The organism is Cellulomonas hominis, assembly GCF_005239125.1.
In the GTDB taxonomy this organism is placed as follows: domain Bacteria; phylum Actinomycetota; class Actinomycetes; order Actinomycetales; family Cellulomonadaceae; genus Cellulomonas; species Cellulomonas hominis_A.
The window spans coordinates 1-20198 of record NZ_SZYE01000056.1; the positions used below are offsets into that span (position 1 = coordinate 1).

21 protein-coding genes are annotated in these 20198 nt (G+C 76.3%); 11 read left to right on the forward strand and 10 right to left on the reverse strand.

What is annotated here, in order from left to right:
* On the reverse strand, positions 1-307 hold a 307-nt coding region (locus FA014_RS08955; protein WP_419178384.1), incomplete at its 3' end, for a hypothetical protein.
* 203 nt (positions 308-510) lie between these two features.
* Here FA014_RS08955 and FA014_RS08960 point away from each other — a divergent pair.
* Both FA014_RS08960 and FA014_RS08965 read left to right on the forward strand, forming a co-directional pair.
* Positions 511-1578 carry a TIGR03885 family FMN-dependent LLM class oxidoreductase gene (locus tag FA014_RS08960; RefSeq protein WP_154729346.1) on the forward strand — a complete coding sequence of 356 codons (1068 nt, stop codon included), beginning with the start codon at positions 511-513 and terminating at the stop codon, positions 1576-1578.
* Entirely contained in the window at positions 1575-3335 is a 1761-nt protein-coding gene (locus FA014_RS08965) for an alpha-amylase family protein (RefSeq protein ID WP_154729347.1), read from the forward strand. Before FA014_RS08960 ends, FA014_RS08965 begins: the two co-directional genes overlap by 4 nt.
* 11 nt (positions 3336-3346) lie before the next feature.
* Here the strand turns inward: FA014_RS08965 and FA014_RS08970 are convergent, their stop codons facing one another.
* Positions 3347-4624: an alpha/beta hydrolase gene (locus FA014_RS08970; protein WP_154729359.1), complete on the reverse strand. Its 1278-nt coding sequence runs from the start codon at positions 4622-4624 to the stop codon at positions 3347-3349.
* A 139-nt stretch (positions 4625-4763) separates the two neighbouring features.
* Here FA014_RS08970 and FA014_RS08975 point away from each other — a divergent pair, with 139 nt between their 5' ends.
* The 3 genes from FA014_RS08975 to FA014_RS08985 all read left to right on the forward strand — a co-directional run bounded on the left by FA014_RS08975 (position 4764) and on the right by FA014_RS08985 (position 7232).
* Positions 4764-5588 (forward strand): SDR family NAD(P)-dependent oxidoreductase, encoded by an 825-nt coding sequence (locus tag FA014_RS08975; protein ID WP_154729348.1) that lies wholly within the window; start codon positions 4764-4766, stop codon positions 5586-5588.
* A 167-nt stretch (positions 5589-5755) separates the two neighbouring features.
* The gene (locus tag FA014_RS08980) at positions 5756-6826 is read left to right on the forward strand and encodes a phosphotransferase enzyme family protein (protein WP_154729349.1); all 1071 of its coding nucleotides are present in this window, start codon (positions 5756-5758) and stop codon (positions 6824-6826) included.
* Positions 6827-6857: 31 nt separating this feature from the next.
* Positions 6858-7232 (forward strand): nucleotide pyrophosphohydrolase, encoded by a 375-nt coding sequence (locus FA014_RS08985; RefSeq protein ID WP_230322991.1) that lies wholly within the window; start codon positions 6858-6860, stop codon positions 7230-7232.
* Positions 7233-7253: 21 nt separating this feature from the next.
* Here the strand turns inward: FA014_RS08985 and FA014_RS08990 are convergent, their stop codons facing one another.
* Entirely contained in the window at positions 7254-8144 is an 891-nt protein-coding gene (locus FA014_RS08990) for a ribonuclease Z (RefSeq protein ID WP_154729361.1), read from the reverse strand.
* A 224-nt stretch (positions 8145-8368) separates the two neighbouring features.
* Between FA014_RS08990 and FA014_RS08995 the strand changes: the two genes are divergently transcribed.
* Positions 8369-9442 carry a HoxN/HupN/NixA family nickel/cobalt transporter gene (locus FA014_RS08995; RefSeq protein ID WP_230322992.1) on the forward strand — a complete coding sequence of 358 codons (1074 nt, stop codon included), beginning with the start codon at positions 8369-8371 and terminating at the stop codon, positions 9440-9442.
* Positions 9443-9694: 252 nt separating this feature from the next.
* Positions 9695-10258, forward strand: coding sequence for an excalibur calcium-binding domain-containing protein (locus FA014_RS20660; protein WP_230322993.1), 564 nt, complete (start codon positions 9695-9697; stop codon positions 10256-10258).
* A gap of 9 nt (positions 10259-10267) precedes the next feature.
* Here FA014_RS20660 and FA014_RS09005 read toward each other — a convergent pair whose 3' ends face one another.
* Both FA014_RS09005 and FA014_RS09010 read right to left on the reverse strand, forming a co-directional pair.
* Entirely contained in the window at positions 10268-10735 is a 468-nt protein-coding gene (locus tag FA014_RS09005) for a hypothetical protein (RefSeq protein WP_154729351.1), read from the reverse strand.
* A gap of 173 nt (positions 10736-10908) precedes the next feature.
* Positions 10909-11331, reverse strand: coding sequence for a DUF2809 domain-containing protein (locus FA014_RS09010; RefSeq protein WP_154729352.1), 423 nt, complete (start codon positions 11329-11331; stop codon positions 10909-10911).
* A 108-nt stretch (positions 11332-11439) separates the two neighbouring features.
* Between FA014_RS09010 and FA014_RS09015 the strand changes: the two genes are divergently transcribed.
* The gene (locus FA014_RS09015) at positions 11440-12231 is read left to right on the forward strand and encodes an HNH endonuclease family protein (protein WP_328288188.1); all 792 of its coding nucleotides are present in this window, start codon (positions 11440-11442) and stop codon (positions 12229-12231) included.
* 34 nt (positions 12232-12265) lie between these two features.
* Here FA014_RS09015 and FA014_RS09020 read toward each other — a convergent pair whose 3' ends face one another.
* Both FA014_RS09020 and FA014_RS09025 read right to left on the reverse strand, forming a co-directional pair.
* The gene (locus tag FA014_RS09020) at positions 12266-13009 is read right to left on the reverse strand and encodes a M50 family metallopeptidase (RefSeq protein WP_230322994.1); all 744 of its coding nucleotides are present in this window, start codon (positions 13007-13009) and stop codon (positions 12266-12268) included.
* Positions 13006-13713, reverse strand: a complete 708-nt coding sequence (locus tag FA014_RS09025; protein ID WP_195969219.1) for an LmeA family phospholipid-binding protein — start codon at positions 13711-13713, stop codon at positions 13006-13008. Before FA014_RS09025 ends, FA014_RS09020 begins: the two co-directional genes overlap by 4 nt.
* Before the next feature lie 204 nt (positions 13714-13917).
* Between FA014_RS09025 and FA014_RS09030 the strand changes: the two genes are divergently transcribed.
* Both FA014_RS09030 and FA014_RS09035 read left to right on the forward strand, forming a co-directional pair.
* Positions 13918-14157 (forward strand): antitoxin, encoded by a 240-nt coding sequence (locus FA014_RS09030; protein ID WP_154729354.1) that lies wholly within the window; start codon positions 13918-13920, stop codon positions 14155-14157.
* Positions 14158-14168: 11 nt separating this feature from the next.
* The gene (locus FA014_RS09035; RefSeq protein WP_154729355.1) at positions 14169-15581 is read left to right on the forward strand and encodes a glucose-6-phosphate dehydrogenase; all 1413 of its coding nucleotides are present in this window, start codon (positions 14169-14171) and stop codon (positions 15579-15581) included.
* Here the strand turns inward: FA014_RS09035 and FA014_RS09040 are convergent.
* Positions 15568-18108, reverse strand: coding sequence for an ABC transporter permease (locus tag FA014_RS09040; RefSeq protein WP_154729356.1), 2541 nt, complete (start codon positions 18106-18108; stop codon positions 15568-15570). The two genes, FA014_RS09035 and FA014_RS09040, sit on opposite strands and share 14 nt — an antisense overlap.
* The gene (locus FA014_RS09045) at positions 18108-18902 is read right to left on the reverse strand and encodes an ABC transporter ATP-binding protein (RefSeq protein ID WP_154729357.1); all 795 of its coding nucleotides are present in this window, start codon (positions 18900-18902) and stop codon (positions 18108-18110) included. The genes FA014_RS09040 and FA014_RS09045 overlap by 1 nt, the downstream gene beginning before the upstream one ends.
* 176 nt (positions 18903-19078) lie before the next feature.
* Here FA014_RS09045 and FA014_RS09050 point away from each other — a divergent pair, with 176 nt between their 5' ends.
* On the forward strand, positions 19079-19522 hold the full coding sequence (locus tag FA014_RS09050; protein WP_154729358.1) for a hypothetical protein: 444 nt from the start codon (positions 19079-19081) through the stop codon (positions 19520-19522).
* Between the two features lie 12 nt (positions 19523-19534).
* On the opposite strand, the gene FA014_RS09055 is transcribed toward FA014_RS09050, so the two are convergent.
* On the reverse strand, positions 19535-20198 hold a 664-nt coding region (locus tag FA014_RS09055), incomplete at its 5' end, for an SbcC/MukB-like Walker B domain-containing protein (RefSeq protein WP_268865886.1).

The following is a 20198-nucleotide window of genomic DNA, read 5'->3' on the forward strand; positions in this document are numbered from 1 at the left end:
CCCGGGCCGGGGCGGCGGCGTGCGCGGCAGCGGCGGCCTGCGGCACGTCGAACCCGCGCCGGGCCAGCAGCGCCAGCGCCGCGTCCTCGCCGCCGTGGAACTCGTCGGCACCGGCGAGCCGCCCGGTCGCGAACCGGTGCGCGACCCCGAGGATCGCGGTCGCGGGGTAGGAGCGGTCCTCGTGGAGGAAGAAGCCGCCGCCGGCGGGGAAGCCGTAGACGCCGAGGAAGGCCTCGGCCCCGCGCGAGTCGTGCTCGGCGATGGCCTGGAGGATGTGCGCGCGCGTCACGGCGGAGAAGGTGGCCACGTCGCAGAAGCCTACGTCGTCCCCTCGGGCGGCCCGGCGGCGAAGGGCCCAGGGCGGCTGTGACGTCCCTTGCACCCGGCCACCGCCCGCGCCGCCCACCCTGCCCGACCGCGCCGCCCGCCCGCCTCGACCGCCTGCTCCACCCGCCCCCGTCCGCCCGCTCGCCGCGCGGACCGGCCGCCCAGCCGGTAGGAACAGGGGGCATGACCACCCGCGTCGGCTTCCACAGCTCGCACGAGCAGGTCCACCCGTCCGCGCTCCTCGCCGCGGTCCAGCACGCGGAGGAGGCCGGCTTCGACGCCGCCATGTGCTCCGACCACTGGGCCCCCTGGGGCACCAACCAGGGCCACTCCGGGTTCGCCTGGACCTGGCTCGGCTCCGCGCTGGCCACCACCCGGCTGCCCTTCGGCACGGTGAACGCGCCCGGGCAGCGCTACCACCCGGCGATCATCGCCCAGGCCGCCGCGACGCTCGCCGCGATGTACCCGGGCCGGTTCTGGGTGGCGCTCGGCTCGGGCGAGAACATGAACGAGCACATCACCGGCGACCCGTGGCCGCCGAAGCCGGAGCGCGACGCCCGGCTGCGCGAGTGCGTGCAGGTCATCCGCGCGCTGCTCGCCGGGGAGGAGGTCACCCACCACGGCCTGGTCACGGTCGACCGCGCCCAGCTCTGGACGCTGCCCGAGGTCCCGCCCCGGCTGATCGGGCCCGCGGTGACCCCGGAGACCGCCCGGTCGCACGCCGACTGGGCGGACGGCCTGGTCACGGTGAACCAGGACCTCGAGACCCTGCGCCGCGTCGTCGGCGAGTACCGGGACGCCGGCGGCCGGGGCCCGATCGCGCTGCAGGTGCACGTGTCCTACGCGTCCGACCCGGCCGAGGCGTGGCGCCTGGCCCGCGAGCAGTGGGCGGGCAACTCCGCGGGCCCGCCCGCGGCCTGGGACCTCGCGACCCCGGAGGCGTTCGACGAGCTGGCGGCGACGGTCGACGACGAGACGCTCGGCACCGCGGTGGTGATCGAGCACGACCCCGCCCGGCTCCGGGACCGCGTGGCCGAGCTGGTCGAGGTCGGCTTCGACGAGGTGTACCTGCACCAGGTCGCCACCGACGTCCGCCCGGACCACGGCAAGCACGAGGACGCGACGCCGACCGTGACGCACCCGCCGTCGTCGCTCGACGCGTTCATCGACCTGGCCGCGGAGCACCTGCTGCCCGCGCTCCGGGCGCTCGACGCGGGCACCGGTTCCCCCGACGGGACGGAGGCGCCGTGAGGATCCGCGACACCGGCGACCTGTGGTGGAAGAACGCCGTCGTCTACTGCCTGGACGTCGAGACGTTCATGGACTGGAACGACGACGGGGTGGGCGACCTCCCCGGCCTGGTCCAGCGGCTCGACCACCTGGCGGACCTCGGCATCACCTGCCTGTGGCTGATGCCGTTCTACCCGACCGCCGACCGGGACGACGGCTACGACATCACCGACTTCTTCGGTGTCGACCAGCGGCTCGGCGACGCCGGCGACCTGGTCGAGCTGATCCGCACCGCGCGGGACCGGGGCATCCGGGTGATCGCGGACCTGGTGGTCAACCACACCTCGGACCGGCACCCGTGGTTCCGGTCCGCCCGCAGCAGCCCCGACAGCCCGTTCCGCGACTTCTACGTGTGGCGCACCGACGAGCCGCCGTCCACCGCCGACCAGGTCGTGTTCCCGGACCAGGAGCAGGGCATCTGGACGTTCGACGAGCAGGCGGGCGCCTGGTACCGGCACCGGTTCTACCGGCACCAGCCGGATCTCAACACGGCGAACCCGCAGGTCCGGGACGCGATCGCCAAGGTCGTCGGCTACTGGGCCGAGCTCGGGCTGTCCGGGTTCCGGGTCGACGCGGTGCCGTTCATGCTGGCCGACGCCGCGAACTCCCCCGCCGACGACATCGAGCACCCGCACGAGTTCCTCAAGGCCCTGCGGTCGTTCCTGAGCCGGCGGACCGGGGACGCGATCCTCATGGGCGAGGTGAACCTCCCGTACGCCGAGCAGCGGCAGTTCTTCGGGGACCAGGACGGCGACGGCTCGGCGGAGGGCGACGAGCTGAACCTGCAGTTCGACTTCGTGGCCATGCAGCAGATGTACCTGTCGCTCGCCCGGCAGGACGCCGGCCCGCTGGCGCAGGCGCTGCGCGACCGCCCGCACATCCCGCACGACGCGCAGTGGGCGACCTTCGTCCGGAACCACGACGAGCTGACGCTGGACAAGCTGTCGGACGACGAGCGCGCGGAGGTGTTCGCGGCGTTCGGGCCGGACGAGGACATGCAGCTCTACGGCCGCGGTCTGCGTCGCCGGCTCCCGCCGATGCTCGACGGCGACCCGCGCCGGATCCGGATGGTCTACTCGCTGCTGTTCACCCTGCCCGGCACGCCCGTGCTGTTCTACGGCGAGGAGATCGGCATGGGCGAGAACCTGACCGCCGACGGCCGGCTCGCGGTCCGCACGCCCATGCAGTGGACGTCCGGCCGGAACGGCGGGTTCTCGGCCGCGGCCCCGCGGCGGCTGTCCGGCCCGGTCGTCGAGGGCGGGTACGCACCCGCGCACGTCAACGTCGCCGACCAGCGGCGGGACCCGGACTCGCTGCTGTCGTTCGTCAAGACCCTCGTGCGGCGGTACCGGGAGTGCCCGGAGCTCGGCTGGGCCGAGCGCGCGGAGATCCTCGACCAGCCGCACGCCGGGGTGCTCGCGCACCGCTCGACGTGGCAGGACGCGTCGATGATCGCGGTGCACAACCTCGGCCCGGAGCCGGTCACCGTGCCGCTGCGGCTGCCCGACCTGGCCCGGGACCTCGGCGCCGCCGGCCCGGCGGACGGCACGGCGAGCACCCGCAGCGCGGCGGCCGACGACGACCCGGTGCGCCTGGTCGACCTCCTGGAGGACGGCGCGTGCGAGGTCACCCCCGAGGGCGGGGTCGAGCTGGGCCTCCCCGCGTACGGCTACCGCTGGCTCCGGGTGGTCCGACCGGGCTCGCGCCGCCTGCTCTGACCAGCGCCGCGCTAGGGGCGGGTCACCGACCAGCGCCCCGCGGCCAGGTCCTGCAGGCGCGGGAGGATCACGTCGCCGGCCGCCCGCAGGCCGTCGTGCAGGTACTCGTTCGTCACCCACACCTGCGTGTTGCCGACCGCGTCCGCCGTCCCGCGGGCGAGGTCCAGGTCCACGTACGGGTCGTCGGCGTACTGCACCGCGGCGACCGGCACCTCGTTGGCGGCCAGCCGCTCCGGGTCGTAGAGCGCCGGCCAGGAGGTGCGGGCCGCGAGCGCCTCCGCCGCCGCACGGAACGGCCGCAGTGCCCGGATCTCGGCGAACATCCACGGGAACACGGCCTCACCGGTCAGCGCCAGCGGCCGGGCGTCGGGGCCGTGGTCGGGCCGGCGGTCGAGCTCGGCCTGCGCCGCCCAGCCGCCGGCCCGCTCGCCCTGGTGGTAGATGACCTCCTGGAGCACGGCGTACAGCGGGTTGGCGTCGAAGCCGGTCTGCGTCTGCACCGCGAGCGCGAACGCGTCGTCCGGCGCCCCGTCGCCGTCCAGGTCCACGGTGTCGAGCAGCCAGTGCAGCGCGTCGACGCCGGTGCTCATGCCGAGCGGCATCCCGAGGGCCTGCAGCCGCCGGACGCCGAACGGGTCGCCGTCGGGCAGCGTGACGTCGCCGGCGGCGAGCCGGTCCGCGAGGGCGCCGAGGAGCTGGACGTCCTCGGGGTACCGGCGGGCGAACGCGGCGACGCGCGCGGCCTGCCGCGGGAACGTCCGCGCGTACACGTCCTCGGCGGTCGCCGCGATGCCCGGCAGGCCGCCGGTCACGTAGCAGGCGGTCAGCGCCTCGGGGTGCCGGGACAGGTAGGTCAGCGTGAGGAACCCGCCGTACGACTGCCCGAGCGTCGCCCAGCGCCGCCCGCCGTACACCGCGCGGCGCACCGCCTCGGCGTCCTCGACGATCGCGTCCGCCCGGAAGCACGCCAGGTAGTCCGCGGCCTCCTCGCCCGAGCCGAACCGCGCCATCGTCCGGCCGTCGACCCGCGAGGACCGCCCGGTGCCGCGCTGGTCGAGCAGCACCACCCGGTGCGTGCGCAGGGCCGTCGACCACCAGCCGCCGCCCAGGGGGCGCGGGCCCATCCCACCGGGGCCGCCCTGCAGGAACAGCAGCAGCGGGAGGTCCTCGGCGTCCCGGGCCGGGTCGACCAGCTCGCGCGCGAACACGTCGATCGTCGGGTACCGGGACGGGTCCTCGCGGTCGACCGGCACCCGCACGCGGTGCTCGCGGACCAGCACCGGCGGCACCAGGCGGGGCTCGGAGGTGCGGACGGCGGAGGTGCGGGCGCGCCGGCGGGCGGCCGGGGAGGCGGGGGTCACGGCAGCACCCTAGGGTGTCGCGGACCCGCCCGGACCCCCTGGGCGGCACCCCGACGCGGAGGACCACGTGGCCGGACGGACGATCGTGATCACCGGCGCCAGCGACGGCATCGGCGCCGCCGCCGCCCGCCGGCTCGCCCGCGAGGGGGAGCGCGTCGTCCTGGTGGGGCGCGACCCGGCCCGGACCGCGGCGGTCGCCGCCGAGCTCGGGGCCCCGCACCACCTGGCCGACTTCGCGGAGCTGGACCAGGTCCGGCGGCTGGGCGCCGAGCTGCGCGAGGCGTACCCGCGGGTGGATGTCCTCGCGAACAACGCCGGCGGCATCATGGGACCGCGCTCGGTCACCGTGGACGGGTTCGAGCGGACGCTCCAGGTGAACCACCTCGCGCCGTTCCTGCTGACGCACCTGCTGCTGCCGACCCTGGTGGCGAGCCGCGCGTCCGTGATCGCGACCTCCAGCGTCGCGGCCCGCCGGTGGGGCCGGATCGACCTGGACGACCTGGGCCACGAGCGCGGCTACCGCCCCGAGCGGGCGTACGGCGACGCCAAGCTCGCCAACGTGCTGCACACCGTGGAGCTGCAGCGCCGGTACGGTCCCGAGGGCCTCGCGGCGGTCGCGTTCCACCCCGGGATCGTCGCCACCAGCTTCGCGAAGGAGACGAGCAGCCTGATGCGGTTCGTCTACCACACGCCCCTGCGCCGGCTGGTGACGATCACCCCCGAGCAGGGCGGCGGGTACCTCGCGGCGCTCGCGGCCGGGACGCCGGGCGTCGACTGGGAGCCGGGCGGGTACGTCGAGCAGGGCCGCGCGGCCGTGCCGCCGCCCCAGGCCGCGGACCCCGGCCTCGCGCGCCGGCTCTGGGACGCGAGCGCGACCCTGGTGGGGGTCTGAGGCGGTCCGGGAACGGGCACGTTTCGGCGGCGTCACCGCCGCCGGGCCGGGGTGACACCTGCGTGAAATCCCGGTCGGTCCCCTGGCCCGCCCGGTCGCACCCCGCCCACACTCGGCTCGGGTCGCACGGCCCGGCGAGGACGCGAGCACCCCGGGGGCAGGTGGCGATGACGACCGACGACACGCTGGGGAGCACCGGGCTCGCGGAGCCGGACCCGCCGTTCGGCCGGCTGGCGGCCGGCGACCCCGGACCCCGGTGGCTGCACGCCGCCGTGTGCGCGGCGTGGGGCTGGGACCCGCCGCGCACCGCCGTCGACCTGCTGGCGCTGTCGCACAACGCGACGTTCCGGGTCTCGGTCGACGGGCGCCCGGTCGCGGTGACCCGGGTCGCGCCGCCGGCGTACCTGGAGGACACCGCGGCGGTCGAGTCCGAGGTCGCGTGGATGGCCGCGCTCGGCGACGCGGGCACCGTCCGGGTGCCGACGGTCGTCCCGCCGGTGGACGGCCGCGACGTCGCCCTGGTCGCCGACGACGAGGAGCAGCACTGGGTGTGCCTGACCTGGCGGTACGTCGCCGGGCCGTCGCTCGAGGACGCCCTGCCGGGCGCCGCGGACGCCGCCGCCTGGCACCGACGGGTCGGGACGACGGCCGCGCTGCTGCACGAGCACGCCCTCGGCTACCACCGCCCGCCCGACTTCGTCCGGCCGACCTGGGAACCCGCCGACCTCGTCGGCCCGGGCAGCCGGTGGGGTGCCTGGGAGCGGGCCCGGCTGCCCGCGGCCGACCTCACGCTGCTCGGCCGCGCCCGCACCGCGGCCCTCGACGCGGTGCAGGACGCGTCTCGCGCCCCCGACGCCTGGGGCCTCGTGCACGCCGACCTGCGGCCGGGGAACCTGCTGCTCGACGGCGACGACGTCACCCTGATCGACTTCGACGACTGCGGGTTCTCCTGGTTCGTCCTGGACCTCGCCGGCGCGCTGTCCTACGTCGAGCACCTGCCGGACGCCGCCGACCGCGCGCAGGCCTGGGTCGCCGGCTACCAGGAGGTGCGGCCGCTGACCCGGCAGGACGCCCGGACCGCCTGCGCGCTGTCGATGCTGCGCCGGCTGCAGCTGCTCGGGCGCACGGTGACCGACCCGCGCGGCGGCCCGTCGGGGGCCCTGCGGGCGGAGCAGCCGGCGGGTTCCGTGCTCGTCGCCGAGCGGTACCTGCGCTCGGCGACCTGGCTGCTCGGGTGAGGCCCCCGGCCGGGCATGCCACGCTGGGCGCGTGACGGACGCACCCCCCGCCGGCGAGCCCGGCGACCTCGCGCGGCTCACCGCGCTCATCCGCGAGTTCAGCGTCGAGCGCGACTGGGAGCAGTTCCACGACCCCAAGTCGCTCGTGCTCGCGCTGGTCGGCGAGGTGGGCGAGCTCGCCGAGCTCGTGCAGTGGCTGCCCGCGGGCGACGCGGCGGCGCACTTCGCGGACCCCGAGCGGCGCCGGCGCGCGGGCGAGGAGATCGCCGACGTCCTGGTCTACCTGCTGCGGCTCGCGGACGTGCTCGGGGTCGACGTGCTGGCGGCCACGCTCGACAAGCAGGCCGAGGCGCGGCGGCGGTTCCCCGTCGACGCGGTGCGCGGGGTGGCACCGCGCAAGGACTGAACCGGGCGCGGGCCGGGCACCTCAGGGAGTCGTCCGCCGGCGGGGCAGGCCGAACCGGTCGAGGTCGTGCGCCACGTGGACCACGGCGGCCCCGGCCGTCGCGCGCGCCTGCTCGCCCAGCGGCTCCAGGTCCTCGTACCGGCCGGAGAAGTGGCTGAGCACGAGCGTCCGCGCCCCGGCCGCCCCGGCGAGCGCGCCCGCCTGACCGGCCGTGAGGTGCCGGTGCTCCGCGGCCAGCGCCGCGTCCTCGTCGGCGAAGGTGCACTCCGCCAGCAGCAGGTCGGCCCCGTCCGCGAGCGCCTCCGCCCCCGGGCACGGGGCGGTGTCCATGACGACGGCCGCCCGCTGCCCGCGGCGCGGGACGCTGACGTCCTCGAGCCGGACGGGTCCGAGCCGCCCGGCACGCTGCAGCTCGCCCACCGCGGGCCCGGCGATCCCCGCCGCCGCGAGCCGGTCCGGCAGCAGCGTGCGCCCGTCGGGCTCCGCCAGCCGGTACCCGAAGGTCTGCACCCGGTGCCGCAGCGGCTCGACGACCAGCCCCGGGGCGACCTCGCCGGCCGCGCCGTGCGGGTGCAGGCGCAGGTCCAGCCCCGGCGTCGCGAGCCCGACCAGCGCCCGCACGACCGCCTCGCCCTCCGCGGGGTAGTGCAGGTGCACCGGGTGCCCGACCCCGTCCAGCACCATCCGGGACAGCACGCCGGGCAGCCCGTAGCTGTGGTCGCCGTGCACGTGCGTCAGGCAGATCCGGGTGATCGACGGCGGCGCGACGCCGGCGTGCGTGAGCTGGCGCTGCGTCCCCTCCCCCGGGTCGAACAGGTACGCCTCGCGGTCCCAGCGGAGCAGGTAGCCGTTGTGGTTCCGCGTGCGGGTGGGGACCTGGGAGGCCGTCCCGAGGACGACGAGCTCGCGCACCACCCGGCCAGTCTGCCGGGCCGCGGATCCGCGCACACCCTGGTCCCGGGGTGCGGCACGTGCTCCAATGGGGTGGTCGGGCGCACGGGGACCGCACCACCGCCTGGCGGCGCGGGGGGCGCCTGGACATGAGCGATCAGAGCAGCGCGCCGTCAGATCCGCGTCGGGGCCTCGGCCGGTTCCGCATGCCGCTCAGCCGGCCGGACCGGAGGTCGCTCGCCGGGATGACCGCCGTGGTGGTGGTCCTGCACGTCGTCGGCTTCGGCCTCCTGCTCGGGGTGGTCGTGCCCGCGCACCACCCGCTCGGGGGCGAGCACCCGGTGTTCACGGTGGGCGTCGGCCTCCTCGCGTACACCCTCGGGATGCGGCACGCCTTCGACGCCGACCACATCGCGGCGATCGACAACACCACGCGCAAGCTCATCGCCGACGCGGACGAGCGCGCCGCCGCGGGGGCCCCAACCCGCGCCCGGCCGATGTCGGTGGGGTTCTGGTTCTCGCTCGGGCACTCGACCATCGTCTTCGCGCTCGCGCTGCTGCTCGCCCTCGGGGTGAAGGCGCTGGTGGGCCCGGTGCAGGACGACAGCAGCACCCTGCATCAGATCACGGGCGTGATCGGCCCGTCCGTGTCCGGGGTGTTCCTGTGGGTGCTCGCGATCGTCAACATCGCCACCCTGGTCGGCATCGTCCGGGTGTTCCGGGAGATGCGCCGCGGCGGGTACGACGAGGCCGAGCTCGAGGAGACGCTCCGCCGCCGCGGCATCGCCAACCGGTTCCTCGGCGGACTGACCCGCTCGGTGCGGCGGCCGTGGCACATCTACCCCGTCGGCGTCCTGTTCGGCCTGGGGTTCGACACCGCGACCGAGATCGGTCTGCTGGTGCTCGCGGGCGGCGCGGCGGCCTTCGCCCTGCCGTTCACCGCGATCATCGTGCTGCCCGTCCTGTTCGCCGCGGGCATGTGCCTGCTGGACAGCGCCGACGGCGTGCTGATGAACGCCGCGTACGGCTGGGCCTCGAGCCGCCCGGTGCGCAAGGTCTACTACAACCTCACGATCACGACCGTCTCGGTGCTCGTGGCGGTCCTGATCGGCACCGTGCAGCTGGCGGGCGTGCTCGCCGACGAGACCGGCACCACCACCGGCCCGGCCGGCTGGATCGCGGCGATCGACCTGGAGGACGCCGGCTACGGCATCGTCGCGCTGCTGCTGGTCTCCTGGGTCGTGGCGGTGGCGATCTGGCACTGGGGCCGGATCGAGGAGCGCTGGTCGGCGGACCCGGACCGGCCGCGGCACCTCTGACCGCCGCGGCGCTCTCAACCGCCGGCCCCCGCCTGCCGATGCAGACCGGGACGCGGCCGCGCGGGTGCGGCCCGGGACAGGGGGCACACCATGGCACGTCGGTCCGATCTCAGGCAGGTCCCACCGGCGCCGGGCACCCGGCCGACGGCCGAGGTCCCGGGCGTCCCGCCGAGCGGCGGGGCGTGGTCCGGGCCGCCGGCCGGCCCGCCGGTGACGGGACCCGGACGCCCCGCCGGTCGCCGGCGCGGCCCCGTGCTCACGGCCGGGATCGCGGGGCTGGTCCTCGGGCTCGTCGCGGGGATCGGGATCGGCGCGAGCAGCCTGTCCGACGAGCGCGCTGCCGTCGCCGCGGAGCAGGAGCGTCTGGCCGACGTCGACACCGCGCTCGCCGACAGGGCGGCCGACCTGGACACCCGGGACGACGAGGCCACCCGGCGCGACCGGGCCCTGACCGACGGCGAGGCCACCCAGCAGGCCACCGCGGACCAGCAGAAGGCACGCGCCGACGAGCTGGCGGCGCTGCAGGCGCAGCTGGACCAGCGCGCCGCCGATCTCGACGCGACCGCCGCGGACGTCGCCGCCCGGGAGTCGGCCGTCGCCACCCGCGAGGCCGCCGCGGCGAGCGCGCGGACGTCCTCCTCCGCCGGCACGGCCTCCACCGGGGGCGGGTCGACGACGGCGTCCGCGGGCGGCGGGTCGGTCTACTACCAGAACTGCGACGCCGCCCGGGCAGCCGGCGCGGCGCCGGTGCGCTCCGGCGACCCGGGGTACCGCTCCGCGCTCGACCGCGACGGCGACGGCGTGGGCTGCGAGTAGCCGCGCGGATCACCGCGGAGGTGGCGCGGTGGCTCGGTCGTCGGCCACCGCGTCCCCGACCCCGGCCCACTCCTGCAGCCGCGGGATCAGCACGCGCGCGTGCACGTCGAACGGCCCGAGCCGCAGCGGTCGGTCGCGACCGTCCACCGTGATCACCACGGCCTCCGACCAGGACGGCCGCCCGTGGACGTCGCCGTCCACCGCCCGCACGGCGTCCCGGCGGACACGTCGGGGACGCCACCGTCGCTCGAGGATCAGCGCGTCGTCCGTCAGGACGAGGGTCGTCCGCAGGTCGATGACCGCCAGGATCACGCCTGAGACGACCAGGAGGCCGGACAGACACACCATCAGGACCGCGAGGCCGCCTTCCTCACGGCCCAGGCGCGGCAACCACGACGCGAGCACCAGACCCTGGGCGATGACGACCAGCCACGCCCAACGCCCGGGAGGCCTGGTCCTGGCGACGACGTCGTGCATCGGGCCTCCTCGCCGATTGCCCGGCGGCCGGCCGGGGCCACGGCGGTCCGCGCCGCACCCGGGCTCCGTCGACCCCATGATGCCCGCGGGCCCCCGGGACGACCACAGGGCGGCAACCGGTGCGTCGTCCCCAGCCGAGCCGCGCCGGGCCCGACACCGCGGACCGGGAGCCGTCAGCCTCGGGGGACCGCGGCGCGCCGGGCGCCGCCCACCCGGGAGGCGAGGACGGTGACCGACGAGGCGGCCAGCACCCCCACCGCGTACCAGAGCAGGTCCGTGGCGACGAACGTCGTGCCGAGCAGGTACCGCAGCGGGGGCCAGGCGTCCGCCGCGGCGGCGGGGGCGCCGGTCAGCTGCACCAGCTCGACAGCCCAGCACAGCCCGACCGCGACCCCGGCCTGCGCGGCGGGCGACCACCGGGGCACCGCGAGCGCGACGAGCAGCAGCACGAGCGCGGCGTACAGGGCGTCGCCGAGCGCGTCGGCCGCCGCGCCGGAGCCGTACCGGGCCGTCGCCAGCCCCGCCGTCACCACGAGCGCGCCGGCCGCCGCCGTCGCCGCCCACGGGCGCCCGCCCCGGTCACGCCTCGTCCGCACCGCGCCACCTCCGGCACCGACGCTAGGGCGCCCACGGGGCGGGCGGGCGGCGCGCCGGCCGGGGTCGGGAGGAGGTGTCGTGTCGGTCCCGTGTGCGACGGTTCCGCGGTGACCAGCAGCACCACCCGCACCGCGCGCCCGATCCGCACCACCCGCACCTCCCGGTCCACCGCCCCGCGCCGGCGGCCTGCGGCACGCGGCCCGCGGGGACGCGCCCGGGGCGGCCGGCTGGGGTGGGCCTGGCTGGTGCTCGTGGTCGCCGTGGCCCTCGGGGCCGGGCTGCCGGTCTGGTCGGAGTCCCGCGAGTCCGCGCGGTTCCCCGTCACGGCCGCCGATCTCGACCGCGCCCGCACCGAGCTGGCCGGGCTGGAGGTCAAGGGCCGTGCGCCGAAGACGGGCTACGAGCGCGAGCAGTTCGGCCCCGCCTGGGCCGACGTCGACCGCAACGGCTGCGACACCCGCAACGACGTGCTCGCCCGCGACCTGACCGACGTGACGTTCGAGGCGGGGACCCACGACTGCGTGGTGCTGACCGGCACGCTCCAGGACCCGTACACCGACCAGGTGATCGCGTTCGAGCGCGGCCCGCGGAGCGCGGAGGTGCAGATCGACCACGTCGTCGCGCTGTCGGACGCGTGGCAGAAGGGCGCCCAGCAGTGGGACGCCGAGACCCGCCGGCAGTTCGCGAACGACCCGGCGAACCTGCTCGCGGTGGACGGCCCGGCCAACGGCGCGAAGGGGGACGGGGACGCGGCGACCTGGCTGCCCGCCAGCACGGGCTACCGGTGCGCGTACGTCGTCCGGCAGGTCCGGGTGAAGGCGGCGTACGGGCTCTGGGTGACCCGGGCGGAGCGGGACGCGATCGCCCGCCAGCTCGACGGCTGCGCGGTCGCGGGCTGACGTCGCCGACCGCACCGGGCGGCCGGCGCGGGCCTCAGAGGAGGGACCGCTCCAGGATCCACGACCCGCCCAGCAGCAGCGCCCCGCCGCACACCAGCAGGAACACCGCGACCCACACCCCGCCCGGCACCCGGGTCAGCCGCGCCAGGATGTCCGCGTCCGACGTCCCCCGGCCGCGTGCCCGCCGCCGCTGCGCCTGCATCTCGAGCACGGCCCGCGGTGCGCCGAGCAGCAGGTACCAGGTCACCGCGTACGCGACCGCGACCTGCACCGCGGGCGTCCCCCACCAGGACACCGCGACCAGCACGACGCCGGTCGCGAGCACCGCCCACAGCCCGTACCAGTTCCGGATCTGCACGAGCACCGCGACCAGCACCACGAGCAGGGCCCACAGCAGCCCGACGGCGTACCCCTGCCCGAGCAGCCACGCCGCGCCCAGCCCCAGCACCGCGGGCCCGACGTAGCCGGCGAAGGCCGTCGCCACCATGCCCGGCCCGCGCGGCCGGCCGACGGAGACCGTGAGCCCGGAGGTGTCCGAGTGCACCCGGATGCCGGAGAGCCGGCGCCCGGACAGCACGGCGACCAGGCCGTGCGCCGCCTCGTGCACGATCGTCAGCAGGTGCCGGGAGACGTGCCACAGCGTCGGCACCGCCAGGCAGAGCAGCGCTGCGGCGAGGGTGCCGAGGAGCACGGCCTGCCCGGGGGCGGGCTGGACGGTGGTGGCGCGGTCCCAGATCTCGCCGGGCAGCGTGCGGAGCGTGTCCAGGAACCCGCTCACAGGCTGTCGAGCGTCACGTCGGTGAGCTCGACGGTCAGGTGCAGCCCGTCCGCCGCCACCGTCGCGCCGGTGACCTCGGCCCCGGCGGGCAGCTGGTCGGTGACGTCCACCTCGGCGATGCGGGAGGCCAGGCCGTCGGGAAGCAGGCCCGCGTCGACCGTGAACCCGCCGACCGAGGCGCTGGTGATCGTCGCCACCACGCCGTCGGTCCCCGCGGGAGCGAGGGTCAGGGTGACGCCGACGGGGATGCCCGCCACCGCGCCGGTCGCCGCCAGGGCCTCGCCGTCGACCGCGAGCGCCAGGTCCCAGCCGGTCTTCTCCCGGAGCAGCTGCTCGAGCGCGGCGGTCGGGACGGTCGCGGTCGCGACCACGTGCTCGGCCCCGCGGGGCTCCTGCACCGCGACGCCGGTCGCGGTGACGTCGAGGTCGGTGACGTCGAGCCCGTGGAGCGTGGCGCCGGAGGCGGTCAGGTGCACGTCGTCGAGCGTGCCGCGCGCGAGCTGCGTGAGGAACGGGAAGCCCGCCACGGTCACGTCGGGGTCGACCGCGCCCAGCTGGGAGCGGACCGCGTCCGCCGCGACGTCCTCCGCGAGGGAGCGGGTCACACGGTCGGCGAGCAGGCCGCCGCCCACGACGACGAGCAGCGCGGCGGTCAGGCCGACGGCGCATCCGACGCGACGGCGGGGGCTGCGGGTCCGGGTCACGCCCCGAGAGTACGGGCCGACCACCGCCGCGCGGGGCTCCGTCCGGCCCGCGCGCAGGACCTTCACCCCGCCGCCGCACCGGACGGCCGGGCTCGTACGGGGGCGCGGCGTCCCGTCGCCCCGGACCCCCGCCCGGTTGCGGGGGTCCGGGGCCCGACGTTGACTCGTGGCAGAGCATCCACCTGCGCCACGACGGGAGCGGACATGGGCATCGGGGACTTCGTCGACAAGGCCAAGAAGGCCGTCGCGGGCAACGAGGACAAGATCGCCGGGGCGATCGACAAGGCCGCCGACGCGGTGAAGTCGCGCACGTCGGACGCCACGGACCGCAAGGTGGACCAGGCCACCGCGAAGGCGCGCGACCTCCTGGAGAAGCAGAAGCGCGAGGGCACGCACGAACCGCCGGTCCGGCACCCGGAGCGCACCGACCCGCCGGCGCTCTGAGGGGCGGCGGCATGGCACCCACGACGCCCGTCGAGACGCCGGTCCTGTTCGTCCTGCACGGCGCCCGCGGTGACCTCGCCGAGCGCATGGTCTACCCGGGGCTCGCCCAGCTCGCCACCCGCGGGCTGCTGCCGGAGCGCTGGGCGCTCATCGGCACGGGCCGCAAGCCGATCGGCGACGACGAGCTCGCGGACCTGGTCCGGTCGTCGCTCGAGGAGCACGGCGGACCCGGGCACGCCGACGCCCTCGACGGCCACGTGTCCTACGCGCTGACCTTCACGGAGGACGACCCCGGCGAGCTGGTCGACGCGGTCCGGGACGCCCGGCGTGACCTCGCGGGCGACGACGACGCCGAGGTGACCGTCGTGCACTACCTGGCGGTCCCGCCGTCGGCGTTCGGCCCGACGACCCGCGCCCTGCGCGCGCACGGCATGGCCGAGGGCGCCCGGGTCGTCTACGAGAAGCCGTACGGCACGTCCCCGGAGTCGTTCGCGGAGCTCGACGCGCTGGTGCACGAGGTGCTCGACGAGGACCAGGTGTTCCGCATCGACCACTTCCTCGGCAAGGAGGCGACGCAGAACCTGCACGTGCTCCGGTTCGGCAACGAGCTGTTCGGCGGGGTGTGGAACCGCCGGCACGTCGCGCAGGTGCAGGTCGACGTGCCGGAGACGCTGGACGTGGCCGACCGCGCCGACTTCTACGACGAGACCGGCGCCGCCCTGGACATGCTGGTGACCCACCTGTTCCAGATCGCGGCCGAGGTCGCGATGGAGCCGCCGGCCGCGCTCGACGCGGACCACCTGGCGACCGCGCGGGAGGCCGTGATCGGCTGCTTCCGACCGCTGGACCCCGACGAGGTCGTGCTGGGCCAGTTCGACGGCTACCGGGACATCGACGGGATCGCCGACGACTCCACCACCGACACGTTCGTCGCCGCGCGGCTGTGGGTGGACAACGACCGCTGGCGCGGGGTGCCGTTCCTGCTCCGCACCGGCAAGCGCATGGCCGTGTCCGCGCAGCGCGTCACGCTGGTGCTGCGGACGCCGGACGAGCTGTTCGGCGAGCCTGCCGGGCCGGGCCGGATCAGCCTGTCGCTCGCGGGCGACGGCGCCATCGACATCACGACGACCGTGAAGCAGCCGGGGCCGGACCTCCGGCTCGCCACCGGGACCGCGTCGCTCGGGCTGGAGGACGTCGAGCCCGGCGACCCGATCGCGCCGTACGCGTCGCTGCTGCACGACGTGCTCGTGGGAGACCGGACGCTGTTCACCACGCCGCACGGGCTCGAGGCCGCCTGGCGGGCGTTCGCCCCGCTGCTCGGGCCGGACCGGCCCGACCCCGAGCCGTACGAGCCGGGGACGTGGGGCCCCGCCCGGGCCGACGACCTCGCCGGCCCGGACGGGTGGGTGCTCACTCGTAGCTGACGGCGTCCAGCACCCGCATCCGGGCCGCCCGGGTCGCGGGCCACAGCGCGGCCAGCACCCCGACGACGACGGCCAGCCCGACCATGCCCGCGAGGTTCCCCCACGGGATCACGAGCTCGGACAGGCCGTCGTCGGCGTACACCGACGGCAGGGCGGAGGCGAGCGCCACCCCGACCACGAGGCCGACGACGGTGCCGAACACCGCCGTGAGCACGGACTCGACGGTGACGGTGCCGGCGAGCTGGAGCCGGCCCAGGCCGACGGCCCGGAGCAGGCCGATCTCCCGGGTCCGCTCGATGACGGACAGGGCGAGCGTGTTCACGATGCCGAGCACCGCGATCACGACCGAGAGCCCGAGCAGCGCGTACAGGATCACCAGCACCTGGTTGACCTGGTCCGCGAGGTTCGAGACGAACTCGTCCTGGGTGAGCACCGAGACGACGACGTAGGGCGCGACCGCGGCCGTGACGGCGTCCTTGAGGTCGTCGGCCCCGACGCCCGCGGCGGCGTCGACCGCCAGGAGGTCCACCAGCTGCTGCTCCGGCGGCACCAGGGCGTCGAGCACGTCCGTGCCGACGACGACCGGCGCGCCGATCACGTTGGTGGTGAACACCGCGCCGACCGTCACGTCCCGGGGCCCCGTGGCGCCGGCGATCCGCAGGGTGTCCCCGACGGCCCAGCCCTGCTCCTCGGCCGGGCCCTCCTGGACCGCCGCCTCGCCGTCCGCGAGGGACGCGAGGTCGCCGTCGGTCGTCGTCGCCTCGATGGTCCGGTCGAACAGGTCGTCGCGGACACCCGCGACGATCTGCGTGCCGGACCCGTCACCGTCCGAGGACACCTCGAGCGGCGCGAACGCGAACGCCGCCGTGTCCCCGACCTCCGCGAGCGCGTCGACGTCGGCGATCGCGCCCTTCGGCAGGTCGCGCGTGGCGGACTGCAGGACGAGGTCGGTGTGCAGCTGGGACTCCACGACCCCGGCGACGGACGCCTGCGCCGACGTGGCGATCACCGACACGCCGCCGACCAGCGCCATGCCGATCATCAGCGCACCCGCGGTGCTCGCGGTGCGGCGGGGGTTGCGGACCACGTTGCCGCGCGCCAGCCGGCCCACCGGGCGCAGCAGCCGCACGAACGGCCACGACAGCACCCCGAGGACGGCCCGGGCGAGCCCCGGTGCCAGGACGAGCATCCCGACCAGGACGGCCGCAGCGCCCGCACCGAGGGCGACGTCCAGCGTCTCCTCGCCGGTATGCAGCACGGCGGCCAGCACCGCCGCCGCACCCAGCCCCGTGAGGAGCGCCCCGAGCACCGCGCGCACCCGGATCGACCGCTCGGGCACCGCGACGTCGTCGCGCATGGCCTCGACGGGCGGCACCAGGGCCGCGCGGCGGGCGGGCACGGCGGCGGCGAGGACGCTCACCACGGTGCCGACGGCCAGCGAGACGCCGATGGTGGCGCCGTCGACCGGGATGTCCCCCGCCAGGTCCATCCCCATGGCCTCGAACACGGACTTCAGCCCCTGCACCAGCCCGAGCCCGCCGGCGATGCCGAGGGCCGAGCCGATCAGGCCGACGACGGCCGCCTGGACCAGGATCGACGTGAACACCTGCGCGGGGGACGCCCCGACGGCGCGGAGCAGCGCGAACTCCCGCATCCGCTGCCGCACCGACATCGCGAAGGTGTTGGAGATGATGAACGCGCCGACGAACAGCGCGATCGCCGCGAACACCAGCAGGAACGTCGTGACGAAGCCGAGCATCTCGCCGATCGCGGCCTTGTTCTCGTCCCGCAGCTCGTCGCCGGTGACCACCTGCAGGTCGCCCGGCACCAGCGGGGCGATCGCGTCGACCAGCTCGGCGGGGGTGGTGCCGTCCTCGGCGTAGACCGCGATGTCCGCGACCCGGCCGTCCGGCGCGAACAGGCCGTAGCCCGTCCCGGGGTCGACGACGACCAGCGTCGCGCCCGCCATGGGTGCGCCCATGTCGAACCGGCCCACCACCTCGGCGTCCGACAGCTGCCCGCCCAGGACCACCTGCGTGGTGTCGCCGACCTCGAGGCCCGAGGACTCCAGCGTGGCCGTCTCGAGCGCGATCTCGCCCGCCCGCTCCGGGCCGCGGCCCTCGACCACCTCGAGCGCCGGGTCGTCCGGCAGGTAGGAGAACACCAGGCTCGGGGCCTGGGTGCTCTGCACGGCGGTGCCGTCGGCGCCGACCAGGACGATCGAGCCCTGCGCCTCCGGGATGGCGTGCGCCACCCCGTCCAGCGCGCCGATCTCCTCCGCGAGCGTCTTCGGCACCGCGGGGCCGGCCGTGGTTCCCTCGACCGCCGACGCGCCGTCGGCGGGCTCCGCCCGGACGTAGGCGTCGCCGGGGGTGCCGGCGTCCACGATGCCGTCGAACGTGCTCGACAGCATCGTGCGCAGCGAGAACGTGCCCGCGACGAAGGCCACGCCGAGGGCGACGGCCAGCAGGGACAGCAGGAACCGGACGAGGTGGGCGCGGATGCCGCGCAGCGCCACCCGGACCATCAGCGCGGCCCGTCGGCGGCCGCGACGGCGACCGGGGCGGCGGCACCGGCCGCAGCCGGGCGCAGCGCGGCGAGCGCCGCCAGGACCGAGTCCGGGGTGGGGTCGGCGAGCTCGCCGACCAGGCGCCCGTCGGCGAGGAACAGCACCCGGTGGGCGTACGACGCCGCGGTCGGGTCGTGGGTGACCATGACCACCGACTGGCCGAGGTCGTCCACCGAGCGGCGCAGGAAGCCCAGCACCTCGCCGGAGGAGGTGGAGTCGAGGTTGCCGGTCGGCTCGTCCGCGAACACGACAGCGGGCCGGGACACCAGCGCCCGTGCGCAGGCGACCCGCTGCTGCTGGCCGCCGGACAGCTCGGTCGGCTTGTGCCCGAGCCGGTCCGCCAGGCCGACCGCCTGCACCACGGCGTCCAGGTGCGCGCGGTCCACCGGGCGGCGGGCGATGTCCAGGGGCAGCGTGATGTTCTCGAGCGCGGTCAAGGTCGGGACCAGGTTGAAGGCCTGGAACACGAAGCCGAGGCGGTCCCGGCGCAGCCGGGTCAGCTTCCGCTCGTTCATCGCGCTCACCTCGAGGCCGTCCACGACCACGGTGCCCGCGTCCGAGCGGTCCAGACCCGCCATGCAGTGCATGAGGGTCGACTTGCCGGAACCCGAGGGGCCCATGATCGCCGTGAGCTCCGCCCGGGCGAAGTCGACGTCGACGCCGTCGAGCGCGCGCACCGCCGTGTCGCCCGAGCCGTACGTCTTCACCAGACCGCGAGCGCTCGCGATCGGCGTGCCGTCGTGTGTGGCCATGATCCCCATCCTGGTCGAGTCCTGCTCCTGCCAACCTGTGGATCGTCCCGCTCTTCCCTCGCACGCAGGCATCCGGGAGCACCCTGGTCCGCCCCTGATCCCACCCCCGAGGGACCCAGGTCCCGATTGTGGCGCGCGTCACAGGCCGGTCGTACGCTCGGACACGAGGTGCTCCGATGGCGTGGTGGCTGCTGCTGTGGCTCGTGCTGCCGGCGCTGACGTTCGCCGTGGTGCTCAGGTTGATCCCGGGGGCGGAGTCGTCGCCGCGACGGACCGCTGCCCGGGAGCGGCGCCGGGCCCGCGTCGCCGGCGTGCTGGACCGGGTGGCCACGCGGGTGCGGCACGGCCGGCACGGCGGGCCCCCGCCGCCCGACCCCTTCGACGCGCTGCACGTGCAGGTCCGGCTCGGGATCGTCGCCGACCACCTGCGCCGGTTGGAGGGGGACCCGCACGCGTGGGCGCGGGCCGAGCGGATCATCGCGAGCCAGCTCGCCTACGACGCGCTGCTCGCGGACGCCTGCCGGCTCGCGGGGGTCGAGGTGCTGCCGCGGGCGAAGGGCGACCCGTGGGAGCGGATGCGCGAGGAGGTCGAGCTGGCGTCGCGCGGCTGGACGTGGTGAGGGCGCGCCCCCTCAGCCCGCGACCACCGTCAGCGTGCTCGACCCGTCGGCCCGCCGACGCACCTCGATGCGCTCGGCCACCGCCTGCTTGAGGGCCTCGACGTGCGACACCACCCCGACGACGCGGCCGCCCGCGCGGAGCTTCCCGAGCTCGCCCAGCACCGCGTCCAGGGTGTGCGGGTCGAGCGTGCCGAACCCCTCGTCGATGAACAGCGTGCCCAGCTCGACGCCGCCGGCCTCGGCGGTGACGACGTCCGCCATGCCGAGCGCGAGGCACAGCGACACGTAGAACGTCTCCCCGCCGGACAGCGTGCGGGGGTCGCGCGCGGCGCCGGTGGTGTGGTCCACCACCCGCATCGCCAGCCCGGTGCGCCGGGTGCGGACGTCCTCGCGCTCGTCGCTGCGCTCCAGCTCGTACCGGCCGTCCGACATCTCGCGGAGCCGGTCGTTGGCGGCGGCGACCACGTCCTCGAACCGGCGCACGAGCACGTAGGTCGCGAGGGACAGCGCGCGGGCGTTGTCGGCGTCCGCGCCGCCGGCCAAGCGGGCCATGCGGGTCACCGGGGCGGCCTGCTGCTCGGCGGCGGCGAGGGCCGCGGCGGAGTCGGTGACGTGCCGCGCGGCGTCCGCGGCGCGGGCCGCGCGGTCGCGGACGGACCCGAGGCGCGCCCCGGCG

Excerpts from the sequence above, each read along its gene's own strand:
- FA014_RS08960 (WP_154729346.1), top strand. The coding sequence starts at position 511 with ATGACCACCCGCGTCGGCTTCCACAGCTCGCACGAGCAGGTCCACCCG.
- FA014_RS08980 (WP_154729349.1), top strand. The coding sequence starts at position 5,756 with ATGACGACCGACGACACGCTGGGGAGCACCGGGCTCGCGGAGCCGGAC.
- FA014_RS08995 (WP_230322992.1), top strand. The coding sequence starts at position 8,369 with ATGACCGCCGTGGTGGTGGTCCTGCACGTCGTCGGCTTCGGCCTCCTG.
- FA014_RS09005 (WP_154729351.1), bottom strand. The coding sequence starts at position 10,735 with ATGCACGACGTCGTCGCCAGGACCAGGCCTCCCGGGCGTTGGGCGTGG.
- FA014_RS09030 (WP_154729354.1), top strand. The coding sequence starts at position 13,918 with ATGGGCATCGGGGACTTCGTCGACAAGGCCAAGAAGGCCGTCGCGGGC.
- FA014_RS09035 (WP_154729355.1), top strand. The coding sequence starts at position 14,169 with ATGGCACCCACGACGCCCGTCGAGACGCCGGTCCTGTTCGTCCTGCAC.
- FA014_RS09040 (WP_154729356.1), bottom strand. The coding sequence starts at position 18,108 with ATGGTCCGGGTGGCGCTGCGCGGCATCCGCGCCCACCTCGTCCGGTTC.
- FA014_RS09045 (WP_154729357.1), bottom strand. The coding sequence starts at position 18,902 with ATGGCCACACACGACGGCACGCCGATCGCGAGCGCTCGCGGTCTGGTG.
- FA014_RS09050 (WP_154729358.1), top strand. The coding sequence starts at position 19,079 with ATGGCGTGGTGGCTGCTGCTGTGGCTCGTGCTGCCGGCGCTGACGTTC.